The 15,797-nt window shown below is 61.3% G+C and carries 14 protein-coding genes and 2 pseudogenes; 4 read left to right on the top strand and 12 right to left on the bottom strand.

From position 1 onward, the window contains the following. Nucleotides 1-35 precede the first annotated feature (35 nt). From AC515T_RS14510 to AC515T_RS14495, 4 genes are all read right to left on the bottom strand, one after another. The gene (locus AC515T_RS14510) at nt 36-1,310 is read right to left on the bottom strand and encodes an NAD(P)/FAD-dependent oxidoreductase (protein ID WP_496533054.1); all 1,275 of its coding nucleotides are present in this window, start codon (nt 1,308-1,310) and stop codon (nt 36-38) included. Nucleotides 1,311-1,346: 36 nt separating this feature from the next. Further along, nucleotides 1,347-2,015: a haloacid dehalogenase type II gene (locus tag AC515T_RS14505; protein ID WP_496533053.1), complete on the bottom strand. Its 669-nt coding sequence runs from the start codon at nt 2,013-2,015 to the stop codon at nt 1,347-1,349. 357 nt (nt 2,016-2,372) lie between these two features. Continuing rightward, the gene (locus tag AC515T_RS14500) at nt 2,373-3,698 is read right to left on the bottom strand and encodes an NAD(P)/FAD-dependent oxidoreductase (RefSeq protein ID WP_496533052.1); all 1,326 of its coding nucleotides are present in this window, start codon (nt 3,696-3,698) and stop codon (nt 2,373-2,375) included. 1,166 nt (nt 3,699-4,864) lie between these two features. Beyond that, a complete protein-coding gene (locus AC515T_RS14495; RefSeq protein ID WP_496533051.1) occupies nt 4,865-5,749 on the bottom strand; it encodes a LysR family transcriptional regulator in 885 nt (294 codons plus the stop codon). A gap of 96 nt (nt 5,750-5,845) precedes the next feature. Between AC515T_RS14495 and AC515T_RS14490 the strand changes: the two are divergent. The 3 genes and pseudogenes from AC515T_RS14490 (at nt 5,846) to AC515T_RS14480 (ending at nt 9,007) form a co-directional block, all read left to right on the top strand. Beyond that, a pseudogene (locus AC515T_RS14490) lies at nt 5,846-6,981 on the top strand (DSD1 family PLP-dependent enzyme). Then, nucleotides 6,971-7,369: a RidA family protein gene (locus AC515T_RS14485; protein ID WP_496533050.1), complete on the top strand. Its 399-nt coding sequence runs from the start codon at nt 6,971-6,973 to the stop codon at nt 7,367-7,369. Before AC515T_RS14490 ends, AC515T_RS14485 begins: the two are co-directional and overlap by 11 nt. Before the next feature lie 156 nt (nt 7,370-7,525). Next, nucleotides 7,526-9,007: an aldehyde dehydrogenase family protein gene (locus tag AC515T_RS14480; RefSeq protein WP_496533049.1), complete on the top strand. Its 1,482-nt coding sequence runs from the start codon at nt 7,526-7,528 to the stop codon at nt 9,005-9,007. 78 nt (nt 9,008-9,085) lie between these two features. Here the strand turns inward: AC515T_RS14480 and AC515T_RS14475 are convergent, their stop codons facing one another. The 6 genes from AC515T_RS14475 to AC515T_RS14450 form a co-directional block, all read right to left on the bottom strand. Next, nucleotides 9,086-9,586, bottom strand: coding sequence for a lipocalin-like domain-containing protein (locus tag AC515T_RS14475; RefSeq protein WP_496533048.1), 501 nt, complete (start codon nt 9,584-9,586; stop codon nt 9,086-9,088). A gap of 5 nt (nt 9,587-9,591) precedes the next feature. Next, nucleotides 9,592-10,980 (bottom strand): NTP/NDP exchange transporter, encoded by a 1,389-nt coding sequence (locus AC515T_RS14470; RefSeq protein WP_496533047.1) that lies wholly within the window; start codon nt 10,978-10,980, stop codon nt 9,592-9,594. Nucleotides 10,981-11,049: 69 nt separating this feature from the next. Continuing rightward, on the bottom strand, nt 11,050-12,105 hold the full coding sequence (locus AC515T_RS14465; protein WP_496533046.1) for an oxidoreductase: 1,056 nt from the start codon (nt 12,103-12,105) through the stop codon (nt 11,050-11,052). Between the two features lie 45 nt (nt 12,106-12,150). Continuing rightward, nucleotides 12,151-12,411 (bottom strand): DUF2790 domain-containing protein, encoded by a 261-nt coding sequence (locus tag AC515T_RS14460; RefSeq protein ID WP_496533045.1) that lies wholly within the window; start codon nt 12,409-12,411, stop codon nt 12,151-12,153. Nucleotides 12,412-12,541: 130 nt separating this feature from the next. Beyond that, nucleotides 12,542-13,915, bottom strand: coding sequence for a heavy metal sensor histidine kinase (locus tag AC515T_RS14455; RefSeq protein WP_496533044.1), 1,374 nt, complete (start codon nt 13,913-13,915; stop codon nt 12,542-12,544). Beyond that, the gene (locus AC515T_RS14450; RefSeq protein ID WP_496533043.1) at nt 13,915-14,619 is read right to left on the bottom strand and encodes a heavy metal response regulator transcription factor; all 705 of its coding nucleotides are present in this window, start codon (nt 14,617-14,619) and stop codon (nt 13,915-13,917) included. Before AC515T_RS14450 ends, AC515T_RS14455 begins: the two co-directional genes overlap by 1 nt. Nucleotides 14,620-14,726: 107 nt before the next feature. On the opposite strand from AC515T_RS14450, the pseudogene AC515T_RS14445 reads away from it, so the two are divergent. Next, nucleotides 14,727-15,242, top strand: a pseudogene (locus AC515T_RS14445) (dihydroxy-acid dehydratase domain-containing protein). On the opposite strand, the gene AC515T_RS14440 reads toward AC515T_RS14445, so the two are convergent. Further along, the gene (locus AC515T_RS14440) at nt 15,236-15,529 is read right to left on the bottom strand and encodes a type II toxin-antitoxin system RelE/ParE family toxin (RefSeq protein WP_496533042.1); all 294 of its coding nucleotides are present in this window, start codon (nt 15,527-15,529) and stop codon (nt 15,236-15,238) included. The pseudogene AC515T_RS14445 and the gene AC515T_RS14440 overlap by 7 nt on opposite strands. Beyond that, nucleotides 15,517-15,789 (bottom strand): CopG family ribbon-helix-helix protein, encoded by a 273-nt coding sequence (locus tag AC515T_RS14435; RefSeq protein WP_496533041.1) that lies wholly within the window; start codon nt 15,787-15,789, stop codon nt 15,517-15,519. The genes AC515T_RS14440 and AC515T_RS14435 overlap by 13 nt, the downstream gene beginning before the upstream one ends. Between the last annotated feature and the right edge of the window lie 8 nt (nt 15,790-15,797).

The raw sequence follows: 15,797 nt of genomic DNA, 5'->3' as shown, positions 1-15,797 counted from the left end.
GCAATGTGTTGAAGCGTGAAGCGTCTCCCCGCAACTCAGTGCAAATAGTCTTGAAGGCGGTAATACGCACCCACCAGTGGCAAGAACCAGGGCTTGCCAAAGTGTCCGGGGATGGCCGGCCAATCGAGTTCCCGCCAAGGGTTGGCCTCGACTTTGCCCGCCATGACGTCGGCCATGACTTGCCCCATGTGCACCGACATCTGCACACCATGACCGCTGTAGCCCATGGAGTGATAAACCCCTCCATGCTGGCCGGCCCGGGGCAACCGATCGGAGGTCATGTCCACCAATCCACCCCAGCAATAATCGATCTTCACCTGGGCCAGTTGCGGGAACATCTGCACCATCGCCGCGTGCAAGACTTTGCCGCTCTTGGCGTCGGACACGCTGTCAGACATGGCAAACCGTGCACGCCCGCCAAACAGCAGACGGTTGTCCGGGGTCAGGCGGAAGTAGTTACCGATCATGCGGCTGGTGACATAGGAGCGGTGTGCCGGCAGCAAACTGTCGATCAACGCCTGCGGCAGCACCTCGGTGGCGATCACGAAACTGCCCACCGGCACGATCCGCCGCCGATACCAGCCCAACCCACCCTGCTGAGAGGTGCCGGTGGCCAGCAGGATCTGCTTGGCCTGAAGCGAACCCTTGGTGGTATTGACCCGATAGCCCCCGGCACTGGTTTTCCAGTCCGTTACGGACATACCCTGGAAAATCAACGCGCCGTGACGGGCTGCGGCTTCGGCCAACCCGACCCCGAAGCGCCCGACGTGCATCTGCACGCCGTTGCGCTGCAGCAAGCCACCGTGGAACTGGTCCGAGTTGACTTCAGCGCGGGTCTCCTGCGCAGACAGCAACTCGACCTCGACATCGACCTCACGCCGAATTAATTCGCAGGTGCGCGCCAAACCTTCGTAATGCAAGGGTTTGGCCGCCAGCTTGAGCTTGCCATTGCGCTTGAGGTCGCAGGCAATCCGCTCCTGTTCCACCAGCGAGACGACGCTCTGCACGGCGCTTTCATAGGCCTGGTAATAGGCGCGCGCTTTATCGGCGCCGAGGCTGGCACTCAGTGCCGCGTAGTCCTGGGCAACGCCGGTATTGCACTGGCCGCCATTGCGTCCTGACGCCTCGCCAATGACCCGCCCGCCTTCCAGCACCGCCACACTGGCCCCCTTCAAGGCCAGGGCCCGGGCCGCGGCCAGGCCAGTGAAACCACCACCGACGATGGCCACATCGACCTGCCCGGGCAACGCACCGAGCTGGGCACCGGTAAATGCCGGTGCGGTATCGAGCCAATAGGACTCACTGCCCATGTCTAACCCCTTATGCCTTGAAGAGTGCCCAGAGACTCAGAGACCGACCAAACCGGCCAATCCGCCGATGTCCGCGATCTGGTGGTAGCTGTAGCCAGCGTTTCCGGGCAGTTCATGACCACGGGCCACGAACGCTTTGTGCTTGATCTTCATGTCGTGGGCAGACATCAGGTCATAACGGAAGCTCGAGGACACGTGCAGGACATCCTCCGGCCCGCAGCCGAGGTTATCGAGCATGAACTCGAACGCCGCCAGGCGCGGCTTGTAGGCTTGGGCTTGTTGGGCCGTGAAGACTTTATGGAAAGGCGCGCCGAGCTTGTCGACGTTGGACATGATCTGCTCGTCCATCGCGTTGGAGAAAATCACCAGGGGAATCTTGTCGGCGATTTTCGACAGGCCGGCCGGTACGTCGGCATGTGGGCCCCAGGTCGGTACGGCATCGTAGTAAAGCTGACCTTCGCCTTTGTATTCGACACCCCAACGCTTGCAGACCCGGGCCAGGGCGGTCTTGAGAATCTCATCGTACGGCCGCCAGTCACCCATGACCTGGTCCAGGCGATAGGCCGAGAAATCCTTGACGAACTGGTCCATCTGCTCGGCAGGAACCCGATCGGCGAACAGTTCGCGCGTCATGGTTCCCATCTGAAAGTTGGTCAACGTGCCGTAGCAGTCAAAGGTAATGAACTTGGGGCGAAGGAAGCTCATGAGTGCAGTCCTGAGTGATGGTTGAGGTCATGAGGGGCAAGCGGTTGCGCCGTTCTGGAAGGTTGGGTGCAACGCTGCATCACGGATTTATTACAGCATCATGAGACCGTGCATAAACGGTTAAAAGTATAGGTCGCTTGGCACAAACCACCGTTTTTCGGGGCCTGCTCAGCAGACTGTGCGGGATGCGCCAAGCGCGGGCATTTGCGCCGTTTTCAAGGCATTTGCGGACATTTATGGTGCGTAAAAAACCGCTGAAAACCCTGCACGCGGCAGAATCTACCCCTGCAAACGAAAACGGGCGCATCTCATGAGGATGCGCCCGTTCATTGTTTGGCGGGTGAGTTTCCAGTGCCTTCAGAACTCCGCGACCTTGCCCCAGGCCGAAGATTGGAAACGGTCCGGGTGATAGGGGCGCGGATCAACCAGTGGGGGCATGTCACAGACAATATCGGCGATCAAATGGCCCGCACCCGGGCCGATGCCGAAGCCGTGACCACTGAACCCCGCCGCCAGCACCAGGCCAGGCAGGCTCGCCATCTCGCCGATGCCCGGGACACCATCAGGCGTGCTGTCCACATAACCTGCCCAGGCTGCGGTGACCGACGACGTCTTCAGCATCGGGATCAGGTCTACCGCGCGCTTGTACGTCAACTCAACCGTCGAGGCGTCTGCCTTCGGATCCAGAATTCGCATGCGCTCCATCGGCGTTGGCTGGTCCAACCGCCAGCGGCCCAAGCCTTCGTGCCCTGACTGGAAGCCCTCCAGGCCACCGGGTGCCAGCTTGCGCCAGCGGCGCTGGAACATCGGCAGGAACTGCGGGGCGAAACGCAGCAGTTGCAGGGTCGGGTCAACACGCCCTCTACCACTGATGGCCACCGTGATCCCGCCATCAGAGCGACGGGTCATGGAGACTTCATCCGTGTGGAGCGCGTCCGGTATCTCTTGGGCGTTCTTGGAAACGGCCAGTATCGTTTGACGAATGGACGCCTGGGGAAACCGGATGCCGTACTGACGGCAGAAAGAGGACGCCCATGCGCCACCGGCGAGCACCGCGAGCTTGGTGCGAATGGTGCCCTTCTCGGTAACGACGGCAGACAATCGACCGCCCTCGGTCTCGAGGCCACGCGCGGCGCAGCCCTGGTGCACCGTGCCCCCCAACTTGATGATCGCCCGTGCAACCGCCGGGGCGGCACGGGATGGATCTGCCGTACCGTCGGTAGGTGAAAAGACCCCGCCTTTCCACGGCTTGCCGGTCACCCGGCCATGTTCAGCGGCCTGCTCCGCCGTCAGCATGTGGGTTTTCACGTTGACGGTACGGGCAAACTCCCCCCATTTTGCCCAACCGGCCAGCTCTTTCTCATTGTTGCTCAGATAGAGCAAGCCACACCTTCTAAAGCCTGTGTCCTCACCGGTCTCTGCCGCGAACTGCTCCCACAGATCCAGGCTCTTGGTCGACAACGGCAGCTCGCGAGCGTCTCGATTCTGCTGACGGCACCAGCCCCAGTTTCGGCTCGACTGCTCTGCCCCCACGCGGCCTTTTTCCACCAGCGCGACCTTCATGCCGCGCTTGGCCAGGTAATAGGCCGTGAAGGTTCCGATAATGCCGCCGCCGATCACGACAACGTCGGCGTGTGTCGGAAGTTCAGAATTCGTCTCTACGGAAATTAGCGGTGCTGGCATTTTAGGGATGTCCATGAAGGCCGGGGGATTTGAAGGTACGTCTTCTTCAGGTGGTCGCGGGTGCATTGGCCATGCACTGAGGGTTGCGACCTGGGCAAGCCGCTGCTTCGTTCTGGAAGCTTTGGTGCCACGCTGAATCATGGGGTTATTACAACACCATGAAACCGTGCATAAACGGTTAAAAGTATAGGTTGGCTGGTACAAAGCACCGTTTTGCGGGATGTGTTCAGCAGACTTTGCGGGAGGGTTCGGTATTTGTTCTGTGAGATGTAGTTTTGGGTGTATATCCGTTGCTACGGTAGCGGCCACTTAGGGTTCCGCCCTTACGGCGGGTCACTTTTGAAGAGCGCAAAAGTAACCAAAACGCTCTTGCCCCACCACTTGGCACCTCGCTAAGGCTCGGTGTGCCCTCACTCCGGCATTGCTCCGTGGGCCCGCCGCGAAGGGCCATCCATGGCCCAGCGCGGCTATCCCGGCATCCATGCCGGGATGCCCACTGCGCAATGCCTGCGTTCGGCCAGCGTGGTTTAACGGGGCGTCCAGATCAAGATCAAGAGCCAGAGCAAGAGCCAGAGCAAGAGCCAAAGCAAGAGCCAAAGCAAGAGCCAAAGCAAGAGCGGGACACATCCAACATCTATGTGGCTGAACCACCGCTATCGCGAGCAAGCTCGCTCCCACAATGGGCCTGTGGTGAACACAAGACTTATGAACACCCAAGATCCCCTGTGGGAGCGAGCTTGCTCGCGATGACGCCGGCACATCCAACATCACCGCAAACTGACCCACCGCCATCGCGCGCAGGCTCGCTCCCACACTCATCCCACAGGAGAAACGCGGTCCCATCAAGAACCAGGTCGGCTATCAGGCCGCCTCGTGATGGACGTTGATCTCAGGCGCCCCATTAACCACGCTGGCTGAACGAAGGTGTTGTGGAGTGGGCAACCCGGCATGGATGCCGGGTTAGCCGCGCTGGGCCATGGATGGCCCTTCGCGGCGGCCCACGGAGCAATGCCTTCGTTCAGGCATGCCGAGCCTAAGCGAGGCACCGAGTGGTGGGGCAGAAGCGTTTTGGTTACTTTTGCGCTCTTCAAAAGTGACCCGCCGTAAGGGCGGAACCCTAAGCCGCCGTTACCTAAATAACGGATATACACACCAAAATCTGCCAATCATGCTTTCAACGCCTCTTCCAGAAACACCACCAAAGCCTGCACCCGCGGACTACGCAGTTTTCGTGCAGGCACCAGCAGATTGATCGGCGCACTGTCGAATTGCCAATCCGCCAACACCCGAACCAGACGCCTGTTGGCAATGGCGTCACTGACATCCCATTGCGAACGCAGCACCAGCCCCAGGCCTTGCTCGGCCCAACGTCGGGCCACGCTACCATCGTTGCTCAGCATCGCGGGCTCGATGCGCAAGGTTTTACGCCCCTGCCCCTTGCGCAGATGCCACAGCGTGACATCTTCATCATTTTCACGAATGCAAATGCAGCGGTGCTCAGCGAGTTGCTCGGGCGACGACGGCGTCCCGTGCTGCTCCAGATAGGCAGGGCTTGCGCATAACCATCGGTCATTTGACGTAAGGAGTCTGGCCACCCACAGGCTGTCATTGAGGTGACCGATGTGAATCACCGCGTCGCTGTCGTGACGATCAGGCCAGGGCGTTTCGCGTAAATCCAGGTGCAGGCACAGCTGAGGGTGCAACCTGGCGAACCGGGCCAGCAGCGGTGCGATGCGTTGCCGTCCATAGCCGAACGGCGCCGCCAGCCTGAGCGTGCCGACCAGTTGTTCGTCGTGTTGCTTGAAGGATTCAGGGAGCGCCTCCAGCTGCTCCAGCAAGCGCGCACTTTCCCGGGCGAAACGCTCGCCATCGGCGGTGAGGCTCAGGCGCCGGGCATCACGATTGGCCAACGTCAGGCCGAGCAACGTCTCCAACTTGCGCAGACGCATGGACAGCGCAGGGGGTGAGACATTCAGGATTCTGGCGGCAGCGCTCAACGACTCGGCGCGCGCCAGCGTCACGGCCAGACGCAGGTCTTCGATGGAGATCATTCAATTGTGCTTAATGATTGATGACATCTCATTGAAGCACAGCTTCACGACCGTTTTGTAGAGTGCTCCCTGTACCCAGCCATTCGAGCCCTCCTCATGCCAGCCTCTCTTGCCACCCTCGATACCCCCGTCGCGATCATCGATGTGCCGCGCATGCAGCGCAATATCCAGCGCATGCAACAACGCATGGATGCCTTGGGAGTGCGTTTGCGCCCGCATATCAAAACCAGCAAATGCCTGCCCGTGATCCAGGCGCAGCTCGCCGCCGGCGCCAGCGGCGTCACGGTTTCTACCTTGAAGGAAGCCCAATATTGTTTCGCTGAAGGCATCCGTGACGTTTTCTACGCCGTCGCCATCGCGCCAGGCAAACTGGCCCAAGCCCTTCTGCTGCGGCGCCAAGGCTGCCAGTTGAGCATCCTTACCGACAGCCTCGCTGCCGCCCAGGCCATCGTCGCCTTCGGCCAGCAACACCACGAACGTTTCGACGTCTGGATCGAGATCGACTGCGACGGCCATCGATCTGGCCTGCAGGTCGAAGACGATCACTCGTAGAAGTCGCCCGGATACTCAGCGACGGTGGCATGCAGCTTCGCGGTGTGATGACCCATGCCGGGTCAAGTTACGAACTCGACACCCCTGAAGCGCTGCAGGCCCTGGCCGAACAGGAACGCTATCTCTGCGTCGAAGCGGCCCAACGCATTCGCCACGCCGGCTTCTCGTGCCCGGAGGTCAGCATCGGCTCGACACCTACGGCATTGTCGGCACTGAATCTGGAAGGCGTCACTGAAGTACGCGCCGGGGTCTATGTGTTCTTCGATCTGGTGATGCACAACATCGGTATCTGCCAAGCGGACGAGTTGGCGTTGAGCGTGCTGACCACCGTCATCGGTCATCAGCAAGGCAAAGGCTGGATCATCACCGATGCCGGTTGGATGGCCGTGAGCCGTGACCGGGGCACGCAGCGCCAACAGCGGGACTTTGGTTATGGTCAGGTTTGCACCGAAGCTGGCGATTGGATCAAGGGCGCGCTGCTCACCGGAGCCAATCAGGAGCACGGCATCATCTCGCTTGAAACGGTCGAAGGTATCGATATCACCGCGTGCTTTCCCATCGGTAGCCGGCTGCGCATCCTGCCCAACCATGCCTGTGCCACAGGCGCGCAATTCCCGGACTATCACGCGTTTGACGCCGAGAGCGGCGTGCACCTCTGGAGTCGTCTGCATGGCTGGTAATCAAACAGGCTCGATCAATTTGATCTGCACGGCCAACGCCGCAGCGCCGGGTGGACATTACGCCCAGGCAGTCGTGCACCAAGGCGTTCTGTATGTGTCCGGGCAACTGCCGATACGCGTCGATGGCGTCCACAGCGCCGACCAACCGTTTGAGGTCCAAGCCTCCATCGCGCTCGATAACCTGGTGGCGATCCTCAGTGCCGCGGGCCGAAGCACGAGCGACCTGCTGAAGGTCACTGTCTATGTCGCAGGCATCGAACACTGGCCCGCCTTCGATCGAATCTACGCCGGTTACCTGGGAGAACACCGGCCAGCGCGGGCGGTGGTGCCGGTTCCGGCCTTGCATCATGGCTACCTGATCGAAGTTGAAGCGATAGCGCGCAGCTAATCATGGTGAGGGAGCCCGCTCCCGCTGGAGTGCCAAGTTAGCCCGGCAGATACGGCAGATTCTCCTTTGCGCCCTAGAAGAACGGCATATTTTGTCTGGGCTGCTTTGTTAGCTTATTGAGCAGGCTCGACATACCGCTCGAAAGGAACACCTTGGATGACTACTCAATCTTCGAACAGCTACAGCGTTGATCCGCAAACCGCCCACCTGTTTTATATCGATGGCGGTTGGTCTGCTCCGGTACGCCCGGCCAGTTTGCCGGTGGTCAATCCGGCAACCGAAGCGGTCGTTGCCCAGGTCGCCAGCGGGTCTGCCGAGGATGTCGATCGGGCGGTCGCGGCGGCGCGTGCCGCGTTTGCCGATTGGTCTGCCACTTCCACAGCGGCGCGCGCGTTGGTACTGGGCAAGATCCATGCGCTTATCCTTGAGCGAAAAGAAGCGTTTGCCCAGGCAATCTCACTGGAAATGGGCGCGGCCATCGGTTCCGCACGGGCAATGCAAGTGCCCCTGGCCGCCGAACACGTCCGGGTCGCCCGCGACCTCCTCTCCACTTATCGTTTCCAGACCGTCGAGAACGGGACCGCGATCCAACGCGAACCTATCGGCGTCTGCGGCCTCATCACCCCATGGAACTGGCCGCTTTACCAGATCACCGCAAAAGTCGCCGCGGCGCTGGCGGCTGGCTGCACGGTGGTGCTCAAGCCCAGCGAACTGTCGCCGCTGAGCGCCTTGTTGTTTGCGCAAGTGGTGCATGACGCAGGCCTTCCACCGGGCGTCTTCAACCTGGTGAACGGCAGCGGCCATGTGGTCGGCGCGGCAATGGCCGCACACCCTGACATCGACATGATTTCGATTACTGGCTCAAACCGCGCAGGTGCGCTGGTCGCCCAGGCGGCCGCTCCAACGGCTAAGCGGGTCGGGCAGGAATTGGGCGGTAAATCCCCGAACATTCTGCTGCCCGACGCCGACTTTGCCAAAGCCGTCCCGTTGGGCGTGATGACGGCGTTCCGCAATGTCGGGCAATCGTGCAGCGCCCCCACCCGGATGATTGTGCCCAAGGACCGCCTGGCGGAGGTCGAAGCGCTGGCGGCCGCCACCGCCAACGCGATCATCGTGGGCGATCCGCAATCACCGGAGACGGTACTCGGCCCCATCGCCAATGAAGCCCAGTTCAATCGCGTGCAAGCCATGATCCAGGCTGGCCTGCATGAGGGTGCCAAACTGCTGTGCGGCGGGTTGGGCCGCGTGCCGGGGTTTGAAAAAGGTTTCTACACCCGCCCGACGGTTTTCTCCGAGGTGGATAACGCCATGCGGATCGCCCAGGAAGAAATCTTCGGGCCAGTGCTGTGCATCATTGCCTATGAAACCATCGACGAGGCGGTCGCGATCGCCAACGACACGATCTATGGGCTCGGCGCCCATGTCCAGTCACAGGATCTTGAGCTGGCGCGTGCAGTGGCTTCCCGTATCCGCGCCGGGCAAGTGCTCCTGAATTACCCGGCCTGGAACCCCATGGCGCCCTTCGGGGGCTACAAGCGCTCGGGTAATGGCCGTGAGTACGGCGTCTTCGGCCTCGAGGAGTACCTGGAAACCAAGGCGATCGTCGGGTTTGTCGAATCGCCTGCCGTTGCCTCATAGCTCCCCTGCCCCTCTATCGAACGGGAGAGGGTGTCATGAGTGCCGGAGGCGTCATGACACCCTGCACAACGCATCGAATCACCTTACACGCTCCCAGACGATGTGAACCTTCGCCCCATCGGGGCGGCGAAAGTCTTCCACCATCCGGTCGCCGTCGACCTTCAACTGCAGGTCGTCCCGGGTACGCACAGCGCCCACCCAGTTCGGGAACGTCGACCCTTTGACCGTGTTGCCTGTGAACTCACCGTTCTGGTCGACGGTATATCGCCCGAAGAAACCGATGCTCCCCGCCAGCGCTGCCCGATTTTCCTCATCGGTGCCTTCGCCACGCACATTGGAACGAAACGCCGGCACGCGCGGATCAGTGAGCACTTCGACAAACGTCAGCTCTGGCGTGAAGACGAGCCAGCCATGAGGATCGGGGCCGTAAGCATCCGATACACTGCCCTGGCTTTCAACGGTTGCACTGACCATGCGCCATGTCCCGACCAAGGTGTTTTCTTTGCCCGTAAACACGCTGGAGCACGCCGATAAGGCAACGATCGCACCGACTGCCAGTATTTTATTTTTCAGACCCATCCGCATCACCTTTCACTCGTCGCAACAACGCGACGGACAATAGAGTGGGTTTCATCCTCGTCGGCACGGCCTTCATCCCTGGCCACGATGACCGCCAAGCGTAACTCCCGCGAAGCGGCATTATCTGCCCGCCGCCCCAGTTGCCAGCCCAAGTACCCCCACAGCAGCGCGCAACAGGCGCCCATCATCGCGGCCGGGCCGGCGCCCTGCCCGAGCAGGTCGAGCAGACTCTTGGCCCAGCCGCTCATGGCATCACCCGCGCGATAAACCACGGTGTCGATGAAGTTCTTGGCCTTGTATTTGCTCTCGGCATCCAACGGCGCGAACAGCATCTCCCTGCCCGGTCGGACGAACGCGTATTCGCCGATTCGTCGCACAATCATCACCGCCGCCAGCAACGCGAACCCTGGCGCCAACGCCAGGCCCAGGAAGCCGATGCACATGAGCAGCGGCACGATGGCCAGCAAAGCACGCACCCCCAGTTTCGGCGCGATGCGACCAGTGATGAACAGCTGGGACAGCAACGCACCGGCCTGCACGATGATGTCGATGGTGCCGAAGATGCGCACTTGCGCCTCGCGATCCGGATAGAGCTCGGCCACCAGGCGTGCCTGCTCGAAATAGAGAAAGGTGCTCACCGTCGCCAACAAGACCACGAACCCGGCGATCCCCAACAAGTAAGGTGACGCAAGCACGGCGGTCAAACCGCTGAAGGGGTTGCCCCGCAGTGGCTGCCGGGGGCTTTGCGTCGGCGCGGCGCCGGGACGGCCAGCCCCGCCCGTTTCACGCCATTGCATCAACGCCCGTTTCAAGACCAGCGTGGCACCGAGCAACAAGGCCGCCAGCAGCATCAACCCCGAGGCGCCGAGGGGACCAATGAGCAGCGCGCTCAAGGCCGGCCCCAATAGGCCACCGACGCTGGCGCCCGCAGCGATGAAGGCAAACAGGCGTTTGGCCTGCTCGCTGTCGAACACATCCGCCATCAGGCTCCAGGCCACGGAGACGACGAACAGGTTGTAGACCGATATCCAGACGTAAAAGACCCGGGCCAGCCAGACACTGTCCGGCTGGAACTGGAACAACTCGACGAACATCAACAGGTTGAAGCCGAAGAAGCCGTACACCCAGTCGATCAGGCGCAGGCGCGGCACTCGGGAACTGAGCCAGGCGAACAACGGCACGGCCGCCAGCATGACCAGGAAGGTCGCGGTAAACAGCCATTGCAAATTCTCCACCCCCGCCGCGATACCCATCGACTCACGGATCGGGCGCAGCATGAAGTAACCGGTGAAGAGGCACAGAAACAGCAAGAACCCGCACAGCGCAGGACGCAACTCGCCGCCGCGGGCGTTCAGGGCGAGACTCAGCCGCTGCAAATAGGATGGCGTACTCATAGGGACTCCGGGGAGACGGCAACAAGGCAAGGGTCAAGCGCGGGACGGATGCCCGCGCCCAGGGTTGCATCAGCGATAGGTCACGCCAGTCAGGCGCTCGGAGACGGCCCAGAGCCGTTCGGCATCCGCCTCCGTGCTCGCGGCCGGCGGCGTCTTGGCGAACCCCAACGGACCGCGTCTTTCATCGTCACCGGTCGGGCCGTAATAAGCCCCACCCACGGCATGTTCAGCCGTGGCGGCGTACAACGTGGGTAACGCTCCTTGTGCCGCTGAGTGGTACGCGTCGCGGTCCTTTGCCCAGCGCCGACCGAACTCGCTGTCCAGGCCGGGCCCCCGTGCGACCAACTCGGTGACCGCCACGCCGGGGTGTGCCGCCATGCTGCGAATGCCCCAGTTCTCAGCATCGCTGCGCCGCTGCAAGGCAAAGGCCCAGTGCAGGACGGCCAGTTTCGATTGGGCGTAGGCCGCGTAGGGGTCGTACTTCTGCTCGCTCTGAAGGTCATCGAGGTTCATCGCGCCGCGCGCCGCGGCAATGCTTGACAGGCTTACCACGCGAGCATCCTGGCTTTGACGCAAGAGCGGCACCAACAGGCCGGTCAGCGCGAAGTGCCCCAGGTAGTTGGTGGCCAACTGAAGTTCAAAGCCATCAGCGGATGTGCCCCGTTCGGGAGGCGCCATGACGGCGGCGTTGTTGATTAACACGTCGAGGCGCGGCAGCCGCTGGTTGAGACGCTGGGCCAGGCCGCGCACCGATGAAAGATCGGCCAGGTCAACGGCCTCGAACTGCACCTTGGCGTCGGGCACGGACTCGCGGATACGCGCGATGGCCTGCGCGCCGCGCTCCGGGTTGCGCGCGGCGATGATGACCTCGGCGCCGGCGCGCGCCAAGGCTAGCGCGTCCTCGTAGCCCATGCCACTGGTGCCACCGGTGATCAGGACGATTCGACCTTTCTGGGACGGCATGTCGCCGGTCGACCAGTCTGGTTTCGGTGCAATGCGAGCGGACGCTTCGACACTCACCGCACTGAGCAGCGCGACGCCCGCGGCAAGGGTTTTCGCCAGTCTTGCAAGCCGGCTCATGTCGATCATGCGGCCAATGGCGGGTGTTGTTGTGCTATTCCACATGGTGATGGTCCCTGTCTGAAGAAATGAACCGGCATCGCCGGACGGTCACTGTTTCGAGCACGCCTCAGCCAGCTGCAGAAAGCTGACGTGCTTCTTTACTCCTTGGGTGTTCAAGTAGGTCATCTTGGCTTGCACGACCTCGCATACCGGCGATGTCGCCTCCTCGATATGAATGACCCTGGCGATGTCCAGCGGCATGCCATATTCGTAGGCCGGAAACTGCGTTTGTTCTTTGGCGAGCAGCGGCGAGCCGCTCAAGGAGATGACTGCCAGCAGGCCGGCAATCGACAGGTTTCGAATGTTCATAGTGGGCTCCACGACACTGTCCTCGTTGGGATGGTCGTAGCACTCTAGGCGGGGGCGACTGACGTCAAGGTGACTGCTGGCTGACGGGAAGATGTCAAACGCGGGTGGACTTTATGCGCAGGGGCGACGACTAAAGCGCCGCCTGGTTCATCAAGGAAAAGCCGAAGGTATTGAGCCCATTCTCGCTGTGGGCGAACACGCGCCCACCGTGCATGGACGCTACCGCACGCACGATGGAAAGCCCTAGGCCATGGTGCGCATCGCTTCGCGCCCGGGCGGCGTCGGCGCGGTAGAAACGCTCGAACAAACGTTCCAGGTGCACGTTATCGATGGGCTCGCCGGCATTGGAAACGCTCACCTCGACCTGCATGCCGTGGCTGACCAGGCTCACCGTGATAGTGCTGGTCGGCACCGCGTAGCGCGCCGCGTTCTGTATCAGATTGGCCAGGGAGCGGTGAAAAAGGCGTCGGTCGATGCACACGCGCATGTCGCCCTGGATCACCACGCTCAGTTGTTTGTCATGCAGCACCGGCTCCAGATACTCCACCGTCTTCGACGCCTCTTCATACAGCGAGACATCACTGAGCTCGGTTGCCCGTTGCCCGCTCTCGGCCCCGGCCAGGAACAGCATGTCATTGACGATGGCGCCCATCCGTTCCAGCTCTTCGAGGTTCGACTGCAGCAAGTCCTGAAGCTCGCTCACCTCACGCCCGTGGGCCAATGCCACCTGGGTCTGTCCGATCAGGTTGGTCAGAGGCGTTCGCAACTCATGGGCCACATTGGCGTTGAACCCTTCGAGCTGACACCAGGCCGCTTCCTGGCGCGCCAAGGCGCCGTTGAACGACACCGCCAGTTCCTGCAATTCCCCTGGTAGCGCCTCGGTGTCCAGTCGCTGCTTCGAATCCCCCGGCGGCAGGCTATTGGCTTGATGGCTCAAACGCCTCACCGGCCCCAGGCCGAAACGCGCGATCCAGTAACCGAGCAGCGCAACCAGGCCGATACCCAACGCAGAGGTCAGGATCAGTATCTTGGTGAAGTGGTCCAGGGTCTTCCTGAACGGCGTTGAATCCAGCCCCACGATAAAGCGCAGTTCCGGACGGTTGCCCATGGCCGGGATGGTCTTGAGCAACGCCATCATGGGCCGCTCTTTCTCAGGTAGGTCGAGGGTAAACAGCCCATCGGAGCGCTTCGACCAATCCTGGCCATCCGGCATCGCCCCGCCATAACTGAAGGCCGGGTTGTCCACCAGGATCCAATAGCGGACCCGTTCATCCGCGGGCGTCAGGTCGTCGAGCTTCTGGCGCAAGCCGACCCAGAACGCCGGCGAATCGTATTTCGCCAGCACCGGGTCAAGTACCGAGTGTCGCAGGATCAACTCGTTCTGCATCTGCTCATCGAGGGATTGCTTCAAGGAACAGCGCAACAGCGTCGCGCTGACCGACATGATCAGCAGGACAGCGAGGGCGAACATCAGGGCGAGTCGCTTGGCAATCGATCGTTTCATCAAGGCGTACCACTTTGCCTGCCATCGGCCTCTCGGCTTTCCAATACATACCCCATGCCGCGGACGGTATGCAGCAGCTTGCGCGGATACGGGGCATCCACCTTGGCGCGGACACGCTTGATCGCGACCTCGACCACGTTGGCGTCACTGTCGAAATTCATGTCCCAGACCTGCTCGGCAATCATCAACTTGGAAAGAATCTCGCCCTGGTGCCGTGCCAACAGGCTCAACAGACAGAACTCCTTGGCCGTCAGGTCCAGCCGCAGCCCACCCCGGGTCACCTTGCGCGCTTGCAGATCGACCTCCAGGTCGTCGATGCGCAAATGCGTCAGGTCAGCCGTGTCGCCGGCGCGACGCCGTATCAAGGCCTGGACACGCGCGACGAGCTCGGCAAATGAAAAAGGTTTGCCCAGGTAATCATCGGCGCCCTCGCGCAGCCCTCGAATGCGGTCATCCACCGTGCCCCTGGCCGACAGCATGATGACCGGGGTTTTCTTGTGCAGGCGCAGGCCTTGCAATACGTCGTAACCGTCCTTGCCCGGCAGCATCACATCCAGGATCACCACGTCGTATTCCCATTCCAATGCGTAGTGCAGGCCATCGATGCCATTGGCGGCAACGTCGACAATGTAGCCAAGCTCGGTCAAGCCACGATGGACGTAGGAGGAGGTTTTTTCTTCATCCTCGACAATGAGCAAACGCATCAGGTGACTCCTCTGCAACAACGGGGCAACCCAATGAGTCTAGACAGCGAAGGTGTCTGGAGGCTGACGGCTTCCTGACATTCCTGTCAGAAACGGCTCAATGACCGGTGCCGACGCAAAATTACCACGGCTCAGATGGATACCGTTTCCGCAGGAGAGAAATCGGCGAGCAATTCGATGAAGGATTGACGCAACCAACGATTCGCCGTCACCTGGATGGCATCGCGGAGGTCCTCAAGCAGTCGATACGCGAGGCCGGTGCCCTGCCCTTCGAAATCCGCACCGCCGCGCCCAGCGACTTCATCACCGGCGCCGGTGCCGGGGGCGCCTACATGCTCGCCGCCCGCGACCTCATCACCAACGACATCGAAGTCGCCGTCGAAGGCGCTCAACTCGACGGCATGGTCTGCCTGGCTTCTTGCGATTAAACGGTCCCCGGCCAACTGATGGCTGCCGCCCGCCTGAATATCCCGCCCCTGGTGGTGGTCTGCGGATACCAGCCAAGCGGTGAGTACAACGGCAAGCATGTCGATATCGAAGACGTGTTTATCAGTTCCATGCATGTGGTGACCGGCAAGCTGCCGGTCGAGGAACTGAAACCCTGGAAGAATTTCAATCAGTAACCCGCTTCCTTCTGGTGTCGGAACGCCAATACGTACACGGTTTCTTCCGCGGGGACAAAACGGTAAAGCGCAACGTAGCCCGCGTCACCAAAAGTAATGATCAATTCTCGTAGTTCGGGTGACTCGGCGAAGGGGCGACCTATATGGGGGTCGGCTTCCAGGCGCATCAACTGCTGCTCAATGACTTGAGCCGCCCTGCGTGTCACCTGTACGTCTTTTTCCAGCAGGAAACGACGGCAACGCTCCAGACCTTCACCCGCCCCCGCAGTAACGATCAATCGTGGCATTCAGGAAGCTCCGACTCTTCCTCGGTTCCCCACGTTTTAAGCCAATCTCGGGTCTCAGCCCCTGTCAGGTGCAGGCCCGTTTCCTGGTAGGCCGTCCACGAAGCCAGCGCCTCCTGCTTGAAGCTTTCCCGTGCTTCCTCTCGTGCTACATACTGAGAAAGGGCTTCTCGCATGATCCAGTGGGCCGAGCGCTGCCGCGCATTCGCCAACTGCTGGATGCGGTACTTCAAGTCCTCATCGATTTTGATCGACGTCGCCATATCGGCCT

Source organism: Pseudomonas sp. FSO-7 (assembly GCF_059579345.1).
Note: the sequence above shows the minus strand (reverse complement) of the source record. Positions and strands in the feature narration are given on the sequence as shown.